This is a genomic window from Enterococcus sp. BSD2780061688st2 D3 (assembly GCF_005844145.1).
Taxonomy (GTDB): domain Bacteria; phylum Bacillota; class Bacilli; order Lactobacillales; family Enterococcaceae; genus Enterococcus_B; species Enterococcus_B durans.
Window position 1 is genome coordinate 62,114 of record NZ_SPHN01000011.1, and the last position, 13,242, is coordinate 75,355.

10 protein-coding genes and 1 pseudogene are annotated in these 13,242 nt (G+C 36.5%); 10 read left to right on the forward strand and 1 reads right to left on the reverse strand.

The window, feature by feature from the left end:
- Positions 1-558: 558 nt before the first annotated feature.
- From FGQ66_RS09910 to FGQ66_RS09935, 6 genes are all read left to right on the forward strand, one after another.
- Entirely contained in the window at positions 559-1,032 is a 474-nt protein-coding gene (locus FGQ66_RS09910; protein ID WP_081133980.1) for a MarR family winged helix-turn-helix transcriptional regulator, read from the forward strand.
- A complete protein-coding gene (locus FGQ66_RS09915) occupies positions 1,017-2,753 on the forward strand; it encodes an ABC transporter ATP-binding protein (RefSeq protein ID WP_138302316.1) in 1,737 nt (578 codons plus the stop codon). Before FGQ66_RS09910 ends, FGQ66_RS09915 begins: the two co-directional genes overlap by 16 nt.
- Positions 2,743-4,614 (forward strand): ABC transporter ATP-binding protein, encoded by a 1,872-nt coding sequence (locus FGQ66_RS09920; protein ID WP_138302317.1) that lies wholly within the window; start codon positions 2,743-2,745, stop codon positions 4,612-4,614. Before FGQ66_RS09915 ends, FGQ66_RS09920 begins: the two co-directional genes overlap by 11 nt.
- A 513-nt stretch (positions 4,615-5,127) precedes the next feature.
- Entirely contained in the window at positions 5,128-5,703 is a 576-nt protein-coding gene (locus FGQ66_RS09925) for an LOG family protein (protein WP_005877211.1), read from the forward strand.
- Positions 5,703-6,143, forward strand: a complete 441-nt coding sequence (locus FGQ66_RS09930) for a nucleoside 2-deoxyribosyltransferase (RefSeq protein ID WP_138302318.1) — start codon at positions 5,703-5,705, stop codon at positions 6,141-6,143. Before FGQ66_RS09925 ends, FGQ66_RS09930 begins: the two co-directional genes overlap by 1 nt.
- Positions 6,144-6,158: 15 nt before the next feature.
- A complete protein-coding gene (locus FGQ66_RS09935) occupies positions 6,159-6,863 on the forward strand; it encodes a deoxynucleoside kinase (protein WP_081133976.1) in 705 nt (234 codons plus the stop codon).
- 725 nt (positions 6,864-7,588) lie between these two features.
- Here the strand turns inward: FGQ66_RS09935 and FGQ66_RS09945 are convergent.
- Positions 7,589-8,014, reverse strand: a complete 426-nt coding sequence (locus FGQ66_RS09945; RefSeq protein ID WP_081133974.1) for an LptM family lipoprotein — start codon at positions 8,012-8,014, stop codon at positions 7,589-7,591.
- A gap of 328 nt (positions 8,015-8,342) precedes the next feature.
- Here FGQ66_RS09945 and gmuD point away from each other — a divergent pair, with 328 nt between their 5' ends.
- From gmuD to FGQ66_RS09960, 4 genes and pseudogenes are all read left to right on the forward strand, one after another.
- Positions 8,343-9,740 carry a 6-phospho-beta-glucosidase GmuD gene (gmuD, locus tag FGQ66_RS09950; RefSeq protein ID WP_138302319.1) on the forward strand — a complete coding sequence of 466 codons (1,398 nt, stop codon included), beginning with the start codon at positions 8,343-8,345 and terminating at the stop codon, positions 9,738-9,740.
- A 138-nt stretch (positions 9,741-9,878) separates the two neighbouring features.
- Positions 9,879-9,998, forward strand: a pseudogene (locus FGQ66_RS15700) (DUF3788 family protein); the annotation flags it as partial.
- 320 nt (positions 9,999-10,318) lie between these two features.
- Positions 10,319-10,906: a hypothetical protein gene (locus FGQ66_RS09955; RefSeq protein WP_005877225.1), complete on the forward strand. Its 588-nt coding sequence runs from the start codon at positions 10,319-10,321 to the stop codon at positions 10,904-10,906.
- 190 nt (positions 10,907-11,096) lie between these two features.
- Positions 11,097-13,172 carry an LTA synthase family protein gene (locus FGQ66_RS09960; protein ID WP_138302320.1) on the forward strand — a complete coding sequence of 692 codons (2,076 nt, stop codon included), beginning with the start codon at positions 11,097-11,099 and terminating at the stop codon, positions 13,170-13,172.
- Positions 13,173-13,242 lie beyond the last annotated feature (70 nt).

The window sequence follows — 13,242 nt, forward strand, 5'->3', positions numbered from 1 at the left end:
GTCAATGGAAACCATCGAATTCGTTTATTGTATCGAATCTTAGAGGAGAAATCTAGCCTTTTGGAGAGAAAAAATAAACAAAATGAATGCGTTTTATTTGCTGTGTCAAAAAAGGATTGGGCAACGCGTGTCCAATCCTTTTTTTATCCAATAAATACACCTGAGGATAAGAGTATCTAGCAAGGATCAAATGGCGGCCAGAAGGTAGATACGTTGATGCAGTTCATCTGGTTGTGTGTATGGATCTTTTCAGGATAATGAATGACCTCGTGTAAGTGGCATTCAGCCAATCATTATTTGGTTGTTTTCTATCGTTGATCAAAAGGAAAAATGATCATGTATGCTAGGCGTTAAGGGGAAAACGACCAAACGTTCATAATTGCTTACCAAGTAAATAAAATAAAAAAAAGCAAGGGTTACCATCTTTTGTATGGTGGAACGCCTTGCTTTTTTATTGCATGTTTATACATAAAAAGCTTTTTTATTTACGTAAGGTCTACTATAATAAGAAAAAAGTTACCTAAAGTAATTATTTTTGAGCGATAAAGGAGTGATAGAATGGATCGAGAACGATCAGAGGCTTATTTGGGTGCTTGTATGATTGCGAAACGAACGACTGAATTTTTGCCTACACCACCAAATGGACTGCAGCGAAGGCATATTTATATTTTGAAAACTTGTTATCATTTGAAAGAAACAAATGGCACTGTGAAAATCAGTGATATCGCTAAAGCAATCAAAGGAACTCTACCGAGTGTGACAAAAAATGTCGCAACCTTAGAAGAACTAGGGTATATGAAAAAACAAACAAATAAAAAAGATCGGCGCATCATCAATGTTGATTTAACCGATAAAGGCTTGGCTCTTTATCTTAAGGATGTTTCTGGATTCCATGAGCAAAATGCAGAAATTTTACAAGAAATTTCTATTGAAGATATGGATACGACGATTCGAACAATCAAACGAATCTATGAGTTGATGAACGATAGTATGAGTTATCAGAAAGGAGAGATGGAATGTATCGAACATTAGGAAAATCATTAAGACAATATAAAAAACCGGCTGTATTTACGATGATCTTCATGGCTTTGGAGGTATCTATGGAAGTCATGCTCCCTTTTTTGATGGCAAAGATACTTGATCGCGGTTTTGAAACAAAAGATATCAGTTACATTGTCAAGATAGGTCTGCTTATGTGCTTGGTTGCTAGTCTATCGATGTTATTTGGCGTATTGGGAGGGAAATTCTCCTCAGACGCTTCTGCTGGATTTGCAGGGAATTTGCGGGAAGATATTTATAAAAATATCCAAAGCTTTTCTTTTCAGAATATTGATCGGTTTTCAACCTCAAGCTTGATTACTCGTTTGACGACTGACATCATGAATATCCAAAATGCTTTCCAAATGGTTCTGAAAACAATTATTCGTGCCCCATTCACAATTGTTTTTGCCTATGGGATGGCTTCCTATACCAATACCAAATTAGCATTAGACATTTTGATCATCATCCCAGTAGTCGCAGTTATTTTGATTGGGATTGTTTACAAAGTCCACCCTTATTTTCTTCAGGTGTTTAAAAAATATGATCGTTTGAATCAGACCGTTCAAGAAGATATCAATGGTGTCCGTGTCGTTAAATCATATGTCCGTGAAGAAAAAGAGATCGACAAGTTCAAACATGCTTCGGATGAGATCAAAAAGATTTTTATGAAAGCAGAGAAGATCATTGCACTGAATAGTCCAATCATGCAGATTGCCATTTACAGTACATTGCTTGTTGTCTATTGGTTCGGAGCAAAGTATGTTGTTGGAGATATGATGTCTGCTGGTGAGTTAACGAGTTTTATCATGTATATGATGCAGATCTTGAATAGTTTGATGATGATTTCGATGATTTTTGTTATGATCGTTATTTCAGAAGCTTCCGTTGAGCGTGTTTCAGAAGTGTTGACAGAAAAAAGCACATTAACTAGCCCAGAGAATGCATTGAAAGAGCTTGAAAATGGAGCAATCGAATTTAAAGACGTCCGATTTAGTTATAATCCACAAGCAGCAGAACCCAACTTAAGCCAGATCAACTTACAAATTACTTCTGGTGAGACGATTGGTATATTGGGGGGGACAGGAAGTGGGAAAACTTCCTTGATCCAACTGATTCCACGCTTATATGATACTTCTGCTGGAGAAGTATTAGTGGGTGGTAAAAATGTAAAGGAATATGATCTAGTGACCCTAAGAGATCAGATCTCAATGGTTCTTCAAAAGAATACATTGTTTTCAGGCACGATCATTGAAAATCTTCGCTGGGGCAATGAGCATGCGAGCTTAGAAGAAGTAAGGCATGCCGCTAAACTAGCACAAGCAGATGGGTTCATCAATGAGTTTCCAGATGGCTATGAAACGGTCTTGGATCAAGGTGGGACCAATGTTTCAGGTGGTCAAAAACAACGGTTGACGATTGCGAGAGCTTTACTGAAAAATCCTAAGGTATTGATTCTGGATGATTCAACAAGTGCTGTAGATACGAAAACAGATCGTATGATCCGCCAGTCTTTGATGGAAGAAATCCCCGACATTACGAAAATCATCGTGGCACAAAGAATCTCTTCGATCCAAGATGCAGATCGAATCGTCGTTTTAGATGAAGGAAAGATCAATGGGATCGGCACGCATGAAGAATTATTAGCGACGAACCAAATCTACCAAGAAGTGTATGAATCACAAGTGAAGGGAGGGCGAATCAGTGAGGAATAATCAATTACAAACAAGTCCAGTCAAATTGTTGAAACGAATTTTTTCCTATGCACTGAAATATCGTCTTCGTTTGATCGTTGTGTTCTTTAGTATCGTGATCAGTGCGGCAACGAATGCTATAGGGATCAGTTTTACGAAACAATTGATTGATCGATTTATTGAACCATTGTCAAAACAAGAAAATCCAGATTTTGGTCCACTATTAAAAATCATTACTTTAATGGGCATCATGTATTTTACAGGGGCAATGTTTACCTACGTGTATAATCGAACGATGGTTACCGTGTCACAAGGGATCTTAAAAGATATTCGTGATGAGATGTTTACCCATATGGAAAAATTACCTGTTCGCTATTATGATTCGCATCCAACTGGTGATATCATGAGTCGTTACACAAATGATATCGATACATTGAGACAGATGATCAGTCAATCGATTCCGCAAACGATCTCTGCACTGGTGACAGTGGCTGCTATTATCATTGCCATGCTGATCATCAATATCCCAATGACGATCTTTGTATTGATCATGGTTTCTTTGATGGTCTTTATCATTCGGACTTTAGGAAGTAAGAGTGGCAAGTATTTTTCCTTACAACAAGGATCTTTAGGCGCTGTAAATGGTTACGTGGAAGAAATGATCGAAGGGCAAAAAGTAGTCAAAGTTTTTAATCATGAGCCGCAAGCAATCCAAGGTTTTGTTACATTGAACAATGAGTTAAAATTGAATTCGACTAAGGCCAATACGTATGCCAATATTTTGATGCCCATCATGGGAAATATTGGAAACTTCACGTACCTTCTAACAGCTGTGATTGGAGCTATTTTTTCAATCACTGGCGTTACAGCATTAACACTAGGAAGTATTGCTTCATTTGTTCAATTCACGAAAAGTATCACGATGCCTATCTCACAGATCTCGCAACAATTCAACGCGATTATTTTATCTTTAGCAGGCGCACAACGGATTTTCGATTTATTGGATGAACAGCCAGAAGAAGATGATGGAACGATCGAGTTGGTCAACATTGAGAAAGATTCTGATGGACGAATCCACGAATCCGTAACTCGGACTGGGGTTTGGGCTTGGAAAGACGTACAACAAGGTACGGTACATTATACCGAACTAAAAGGGGATGTTCGTTTCGATCAGGTGACTTTTGGATACAATGCGAAAAAAGTGATCCTCCATGATATCCAATTGTTTGCAAAGCCTGGACAGAAGATTGCTTTTGTTGGGGCGACTGGTGCGGGTAAAACGACGATCACGAACTTGATCAATCGGTTTTATGATATCCAAAAAGGAACGATTACCTATGATGGTATCAATGTCGAACAGATCAAAAAGTCATCTCTTCGTCGCTCATTAGGAATCGTTTTACAGGACACACACTTATTTACTGGAACGATCAAAGAAAATATCCGTTTCGGAAAACTTGATGCAACGGATGAAGAAATCTACGAGGCCGCTCAGTTAGTCAATGCAGATCATTTTATTCGTCAATTACCTAATGGCTACGATACAGAGTTGAGCGATGACGGCAGTTCTCTTTCTCAGGGACAACGACAGTTACTTTCTATTGCTCGAGCAGCTATAGCTGATCCGCCAGTACTCATCCTTGATGAAGCCACATCTAGTATCGACACTCGCACGGAAACGATCGTCCAAAAAGGAATGGATTCCTTGATGAAAGACCGGACTGTTTTTGTCATTGCGCATCGTCTATCTACGGTACGAAATTCGGATGCGATCATGGTATTGGATCAAGGAAGAATCATTGAGCGAGGAACACATGATGAGTTGATTGCCCAGCAAGGAGAATACTATCAATTATACACGGGGTCATTCAAGCATAGTTGATCGTTAGAACGATAACAAAAAATAGGTTTCAAGAAAAAAGCCGAATCACTTGAAAATCGCTGGATTTTTGAGTGATTCGGCTTTTTTGGTGAAAAATTGAGCGATACTAGCTCTACAGGGGACTTATTGTTTTGGAAAAAGTACCAGTGTGTATCAAAAGGAGATTTTGTAAAAAAGCAGCGAAACATTTTCTATTAGTGAAACATAACATTTGAAAAAAATCAGGAATCAACTATTTCGCAAAAATGAAAGAAAACATTAGAATGAGAAATGTTATTGACGCATGAAGTGAAAGCATAGTTTTCTCTAGAAGAAAGTCGTTTCATATTTTTTTACATAGTTATTTATTTATATTTGCTCATAAAAACGATCCGGAAATTATATCATCTTAAAACACTATATCTAGTGTTTTGTATTCTCTATACCATTAAAAAAGCACAAAATCTAGTCTTTTATTTTAAAAAAACAAGAGTAGAATAAAGATATACTTTTGAGTTAGGAAGTGTTTTTTTTTTGAAACTGACAGTTTTTTGCGGCTCCCGTTTTGGCAATAAAGAAAGTTACAAATTTATTGCTCAAATGTTAGGAAAATATATGGCACAAGAAAATATTGAATTGGTTTATGGCGGCTCGGACTCCGGCATTATGGGTATATTTAGCCAAACCGTTCTAGAAAATAATGGAAAAGTCACGGGGATCTATCCTACCGGACTTTTCGAATTAGAAACTCCTAAGGAAGAAGTTACAACGTTCATTCCAACAGATTCAATCGATGAACGGAAAGTATTGCTCTTTGAAAAAGGCGATGCTGTACTGATTTTTCCTGGGGGATTAGGCACTTTGGAAGAGTTCTCACAACTCCTTTCTTGGATAGCTATCGGTCTCACGCCAGATAAACCAATCGGGATTTTGGATATCGGCGGCTACTATAGCGGATTGCAAACATTGCTAGAGACATTTGCCAAAGAAGGCTTTATGGATGCAAAATGGTTAAATCGAATCTTTTTTTCAAATAATCCCTTAAAGCTAGTGGATCTATTACGAGAAGAAACAACAGGATTATCAACATTATTGAAGGAGGCAAAATAATGAGTCGAATCTATTTAGCAGGCCCATTTTTTTCAAAGGAACAAATCGAACGTGTAAGTAAAATCGAAAAGGCATTGGAAGAAAATAAAACGGTGAGCAGCTTTTATTCGCCACGACACCATCAAGAAAGCAATTATGAATTGTTTACAGCAGGCTGGGCTCAAGAAGTCTACGAAAAAGATATGGAAGAGTTAACTGCAGCTGATTTTGTCGTTGCTATTTTAGACTATGAACACCAATCAACTGATCCAGGAACAGCTTACGAACTAGGGGCTGCAACGATGATGAACAAACCAATGATCGTCTTTCAGGAAGAAACAGTTCCAACGAATTTGATGATCACGCAGAGCTTGCACACTTATTTGAAATCAGTAGATGAGATTCGCAACTATGATTTTGAAAAATTACCTGTAACAGCATATGTTGGCGAATACTTATAGAAAAGGAAGGATTGTATGTCAGTGATATTGATATCAGGAACAATTGGCGCAGGAAAAAGCAGTTTAACAGATATGCTTGCAAAAGAAATTGATTCAAAACCATTTTATGAAAGTGTAGAGGATAACGAAGTTTTACCGCTTTTTTATTCTAATCCGGAACAATACGCGTTTCTATTACAAATCTTTTTTTTGAATAAGCGATTTCTAGCCATGAAGAAGGCATTAGTGAATGATGACAATGTATTGGATCGTTCAATTTATGAAGATAGTTTACTCTTCCATTTGAATGCTGATTTAGGACGTGTAACAGATATCGAAGTCCAACAATACGACCATTTACTAGATACTATGTTGAATGAACTAGATGATGTGGCACCGAAAAAAAGACCAGATTTGATGGTCCATATCAAAGTATCATTAGATACGATGTTGGAACGGATCAAAAAACGTGGTCGTACGTACGAACAACTTGAAAGTGATGAAACGCTATATGGATATTATGAATCATTGAATCAGCGATATGATCAATGGTACGAAGATTTTGATGTATGTCCTAAGATCCAGATCGATGGAGATCGGTTTGATTTTGTAGAAAAACCGGAACATGCCCAAGAAGTGATCAAACAGATCCAACAAAAATTAGCTGAATTAGAAGGAGAGTCTTCTGGCAGTTACTTTACAGAAAACGATCATGCGAAAGGGCAAGGGCTTGGATTGTAAAGAGAGTATCCTTTAAAACAATAGTGAAAAAGTCAAAGGACAGAAATTAAAAATGAGGGTAGGATAAAAGTTTTTTTGCTTTTATCCTACCCTCATTTTTACTTAATTATAGAAATCTCCGACGAAGCTTTCTTTTGTATAAGTTTCAAATGATTTAAATGAATCTTTGATTAATTTATGACAATGGTCACAAATACTTAGGCTTCCTTGATCGCTAAATTCAGTATGAATATTCTTGCTACTTGTACATGTACAGTAGTCGTGACTATCAAATATACTCATTGTTTTCTCCTTTATTTCAAACTGCTTACTCAATATAACAGAAAAATATGAAATATCCATAAGAATTAAGCAAAATTAAAAAAATGTTCCACGAATCAACAGAAGAATACAAAAAATGAGGTCGAGACAAAAGTGTTTCTTACTTTTGTCCCAACCTTTTTTTAAAATTTTCGAAAAAACTGACTTTTAGACGCCGTTTATGCGAGAGAGGCAGGGACAGAAGTGTTTAACTCCGAGAAATAAGAAGAAATGAACGAAAATTGCTTTTCAAATTTTTGTGAATTTCGGCTTATTTCCGAAGGAGTTGCTTATGCTCCTGCCGTTTACTCGAGCGTTTGTAGCAAAACTGATTTTTTGATTTGCCAACATTTGCTAAACAGATAAATTTATTTCGGAGTTGGCTCATTTTTGTATGGACAACTCGTGTAGCCTATGCAAAACGATTAGAGGCTATAGATATTTCCATCCTCGTCTTCTATGCGATAATTTCCGATTTTAGTGAATTGAATCGACACGTCTTTTCCTTTTTCTTTTCCTGTGATCGTATAATTATCTGATTTAGTTTTTATCTTGATATCGGTTAAAGTGATTGCTTTTTTTGTAGTATTGGAAGTATCCGTTTCATCTTCAGCATACGTGCGTACCCAAGTCATCTTATTATCTGTGAAGGTGAGTTGACCACTGATTAGATCCATATCTTTGCGCACCTTCAAGGAATACTGGCTATTTGTAATATCTGACTTATCTGCCATCAGAATAGATGAGTCAGTGGTTTGTTCGGATGATTGATCTGCCCCACCAAACAAACTACAGCCTGATAGAGTAGAACTTGCAAAAAGCAAAACAACCATTACGATTAATTTCTTCAAAATACTGCCCCCATTTTATAGTTATCAAAATTATACCATTAGACAGGAAAACATGAAACGGATGAGCGTGAAAATCCGTGATTTCAGTGAGTCTACTTTTTAAACAAGAAGGGAAAAATTATTTTTTCGAATTGGTTCTTCAAGAAAAACGTCCTGTACTTTGCTAAGTATAGGGTTATTTTAAAAAATGTCAATTGGTCTAATCCTTTTTAGAAAACGTTTCATAAATAGGCTTGTAAGTTGAGAAAACGTTTGCTATATTGATGGGGAAGTAACGAGTGATGAGATTCACAAAAGTTATTGTAACTCTATAAAAGAAGGTGCGACTATGACAAATTATCAATTTCCTGCTCACTTTTGGTGGGGGTCAGCAGCAAGTGGTCCTCAAACGGAAGGCCGTGTATCTGGTGATGGCAAAGGAGAAAATATCTTTGATTATTGGTACAGTAAAGAACCAGAAAAATTTTTCAATCAAGTAGGACCGGGAAAAGCATCGCAAGTTTATACAAAATACAAAGAAGATGTCCAATTAATGAAACAGACAGGCCACAATTCATTTCGGACATCTATTCAGTGGAGTCGTTTGATTCCTGAAGGGATCGGCGAAGTCAATCCAAAAGCAGTTGAATTTTACCATAGCTATTTCGATGAATTGATTGAAAATGGCATCGAACCTTTTGTCAATTTATATCATTTCGATATGCCGATGGCACTCCAAGAAAAGGGTGGTTGGCTCAATCGGGAAACAGTGGAAGCATATGAACGTTACGCAAAAATCTGTTTTGAATTATTTGGAACAAAAGTCAAGAAATGGTTCACACATAATGAACCGATCGTACCTGTAGAAGCTGGATATCTTTACCGCTGGCATTATCCGGAAGAGTCAGACATGAAACAAGCTGTTCAAGTAGGCTATCACGAAGCATTAGCATCTGCTTTAGCAGTTAAAGCGTATCATGAAATGGAACTAGAAGGTCAAATCGGTATCATTTTGAATTTGACACCAAGTTACCCTAGAGATGAAAAAAATCCAGAAGACGTGAAAGCAGCTGCAATCGCTGATGCCTTTTTCAATCGTTCTTTTCTAGATCCAGCGGTCAAAGGAGAATTTCCACAGGAATTAGTAGCAATCGTCAAAGAACTAGGGATCATGCCTGCAATCAATGAGGGCGACTTGACGATCATCAAAGAAAATACGATCGACCTATTAGGGATCAATTACTACCAGCCTCGAAGAGTAAAGGCAAAAGAAACACCGATCGATCAAGAAAACGGTCCGATGCCAGAAGACTATTTTGATAATTATCAGATGCCTGGTCGTAAAATGAATCCTTATCGAGGATGGGAAATCTATGAAAAAGGAATCTATGATATTTTGGTCAATGTTCGTGAGAACTATGGCAATATCGACTGCTTTATTTCTGAAAATGGGATGGGTGTCGAAAATGAAGCTCGTTTCATCAAAGAAGACGGGATGATCCATGACGACTATCGAATCGAATTTGTTCAAGAACACTTGAAATATGTGCATCAGGCGATTCAAGAAGGTAGTAATTGTTTAGGCTATCATATGTGGACGTGTATGGATAATTGGTCTTGGACGAATGCCTATAAAAACCGATATGGGTTCATTTCTGTCGATTTATCAAACGATGGAAAACGGACGATCAAGAAATCCGGCTATTGGTTTAAAGAGTTATCTGATAAAAATGAAATGATTTTATAGCAATAAAGAGGAGGTCGCGACAAAAGTCGTGTAGGTTTGAGAAATTTGAGAAAAAACGAGCAATACGTTTTTTGTATTGCTCGTTTTTTTGAAATTTCCGAAAAACCTGACTTTTGGACACCGTTTATTTGAGAGAGGCTGGGACAGAAGTGTTTAACTCCGAGAAATAAGAAGAAATGAACGAAAATTGCTTTTCAAATTTTTGTGAATTTCTTCTTATTTCCGAAGGAGTTGCTTCTGCTCCCGCCGTTTACTCGAGAGTCTGTAGCAAAACTGATTTTTACCTTTGTTCCATATTCTTTTTTTTAGTATAGACGGTAAAAAGGTGTCTGTTGTAATCATGTATAAGTTTATTTTGCAACAAGAAAATCTGTCATGGATATTTTCCTCAATAAAAGCATCAAGCAAATGGAAGAGAAAAAAGTGGTTCGAATTAGGAGAAATGGGTATGTGCATCCTTTTTTTAGACGATAAAAAATAATTCTAGTTTTTTAAAGCTTTTTTTTATTTTTTCCTCTATAAGCCCCTTTTTTTGTATATAATAGTATAGGTAAAATTGAATAGGAGTGAAGGAAGGCATGAGAAAAAAGAGACCTTTTCTTCTCTTTTGGTTACTTGGTTTTTTCCTACTGCTTATTTTGTCTGCTGCGGCTTCAGGAAAAATGACAGCTGATATTTCTCAAAAAAATACAGAAAAAATAGTTGCAAGTAAAGAATCAGTAGATAAATTTAAAAAAGAATTTTCGACGTATTGGTGGGAAGATTATAAATTAGTAGCCAACTACGATAAGGGAGAATTAGAGATCTATTTGCCAAAAGATAAGGAAAATAATCAGTTCATCAATATAGATGATGTGCTGAGTGCGATTTCATTTAGACAATATCAATTCAAGGACAAACACTTGACGGTTTTATTACTAACCAACAAAGGGGAACCCTTGGCCCGATTAAAAAATGGCAAAGTCAAAACCAGTTATTCGGATAAAATCAATGTAGATGTAGTCGATAAACGACTAAAAGAATGGATCAAAACAAACGAGCAAGTGAAAAAAAATTCAGAGTCTACCACTACGTCAGATTCTCCGACAGCACCTCCTTCGACTAGTGGGGAAACAGGTGTAAATACGGTCAATAATCAAAGTGAATTAAATCAAAATAATCAATAGAACTATCTAAAAAGAGTAGAAAAACGAATTAGTTGTTTCTATTCTTTTTTAGTTTTTGAGATAAACCGGCCAATCAGATGGGCATGTTTTTAGCTAATTTCTAAAAAAATCTTAAAATAATTTTTTTTTTAGAGAATTTTCATTTTTGAAGAGCAGAATATACAAAAATGAATAGAGAGAAGTGATATGTGTGACACGTTTGAAAAAATTGTGCCAAAATCGTCTGATGATTGTTCTGATCGCCAGTTTTTTCTTTTGGTTAAAAACAATTTTTGCCTATTGTATTGATTTTTCATTGGGAGTAGAAGGAAGTATCCAATACTTTATTTTATGGATCAATCCGATTGCAACGACACTGCTTTTTTTTGGCTTATCTTTATATATAAAGAAGCTCAAACCAGCGTTGTTTGTCCTTTTGATCATTGATATTTTAAATACATTAGTTCTATATTTGAATATTATCTTTTACCGTGAATTCACTGATTTCATTACGGTGAAATCTGTATTAGGATTTTCAAAAGTATCACAAGGTCTTTCAGGAAGCTCTTTTTCTTTGATGGAACCCCATGATATTTTATATTGGGTGGATATTCTCATCTTTATCGGTCTACTTGGTTGGTTGATCGTGAAAAAAGTTCCACTAAAGAGTCCGGCTGTGCCCAAACCAGTTGCGCTAGCCCTCACTTGTCTATCCGCTTTGATATTTTCTGGTAATTTAGCGCTCAGTGAAGCGAATCGCCCTCAGTTATTACAAAGAACGTTTGATCGTTCTTACATCGTGAAATATTTAGGGATCGATGCTTATACGATTTACGATGGCATCAAAACGGGAATGACGAGTAGCGTACGCGCGCATGCAAGCAGTAATGGAATCGATGAAGTACTAGATTATACGAAACAACATTATGCTGAACCAAATCCCGATACATTTGGCATTGCCAAAGGAAAGAATATCATTGTATTACATTTAGAAAGTTTTCAGCAATTTTTGATCAATATGAAGGTGGATGGTCAAGAAGTCACGCCATTCTTAAATAGTATTTTTCAAAATCAATCAACGATCAGTTTTGACAATTTCTTCCATGAAGTGGGTCAAGGGAAAACAAGTGATGCAGAAAATATGTTAGAAACTGGTACTTTTGGTTTGCCTCAGGGTTCATTGTTTACAGAGCTTGGCTCAGATAATGTCTTCCAAGCAGCGCCAGCAATCCTTGGACAAAGCCAAGGATATACAAGTGCTGTCTTCCATGGGAATGTTGCTAGCTTCTGGAATCGAGATCACGTGTACAAAAACCTTGGATACGAGAATTTCTTTGATCGTTCTTATTTCAAAGATTCAGATGAAACTCTCGGGTATGGCATTTTGGATAAAGATTTATTTAGTGAATCGACTCAATATTTGGAACACTTACAACAACCTTTCTATGCCAAATTCTTATCTGTCACGAACCATACTCCTTATTATACAGATGATAAGAATTTTGACTTTCCGTCATTGAATACAGGGAATAGTACGGTAGATAATTATGTACGAACTGCTCATTATCTTGATCAATCATTAGAACAGTTCTTTACGTATTTGAAGAAATCTGGTATTTATCAAAATTCGATGTTTGTGATCTACGGGGATCATTTTGGAATCTCCAACACAGACAATGCAGATCTCGCAACAGCGCTAGGGAAAGATGCTAAGACTTGGAATGAATTTGACGATGCTCAAATGCAAAGGGTGCCGTTGATGATCCATATCCCAGGATATACGCAAGGAAAAGTGAATCACGAGTATGGTGGAGAGATCGATGTATTACCGACTCTGTTGCATCTAGTAGGTATCGATGATAAGAATTATATCCATTTTGGAACAGACCTATTGTCTGCCAAACACGATCAAGTAGTTGCATTTAGAAATGGAAACTTTGTTACGCCGGATTATACCGTCTTAGGTGGAAAAACCTATAATAATCAAACAGGTGAAGTTATCGATGAAAAAACAGCAGGAATCGAGGAAGAGATCAAACAAGATCAAGATAAAGTGAAAAAAGCGTTAAGTCTCTCTGATAAATTGAATCAGGAAAATCTTCTAAGATTCTATGTCCCAGAAGGATTTGAAACGATCGATCCTAAAAAATATGATTATAAAAATGAAGCACAAAAAAATGAATCAATCGAAAAACAAAAAGGAAACAATTCAACGAGTGTCTATTCAAAAAATGGCAATAAAACAACGACGAACCTTTATCCCATAGAACCAGCAACAAGCAAATGATCATACTAAAAAACTTCTAAAGAGACTGGATGTTCCATTTCTTTAGAAGTTTTTTTTATAATTCATGAAT

What these genes read in the sequence shown, in the direction of transcription:
- FGQ66_RS09910 (WP_081133980.1), top strand. Translation starts at nt 559, where the DNA reads ATGGATCGAGAACGATCAGAGGCTTATTTGGGTGCTTGTATGATTGCG.
- FGQ66_RS09915 (WP_138302316.1), top strand. Translation starts at nt 1,017, where the DNA reads ATGTATCGAACATTAGGAAAATCATTAAGACAATATAAAAAACCGGCT.
- FGQ66_RS09930 (WP_138302318.1), top strand. Translation starts at nt 5,703, where the DNA reads ATGAGTCGAATCTATTTAGCAGGCCCATTTTTTTCAAAGGAACAAATC.
- FGQ66_RS09935 (WP_081133976.1), top strand. Translation starts at nt 6,159, where the DNA reads ATGTCAGTGATATTGATATCAGGAACAATTGGCGCAGGAAAAAGCAGT.
- gmuD (WP_138302319.1), top strand. Translation starts at nt 8,343, where the DNA reads ATGACAAATTATCAATTTCCTGCTCACTTTTGGTGGGGGTCAGCAGCA.
- FGQ66_RS09955 (WP_005877225.1), top strand. Translation starts at nt 10,319, where the DNA reads ATGAGAAAAAAGAGACCTTTTCTTCTCTTTTGGTTACTTGGTTTTTTC.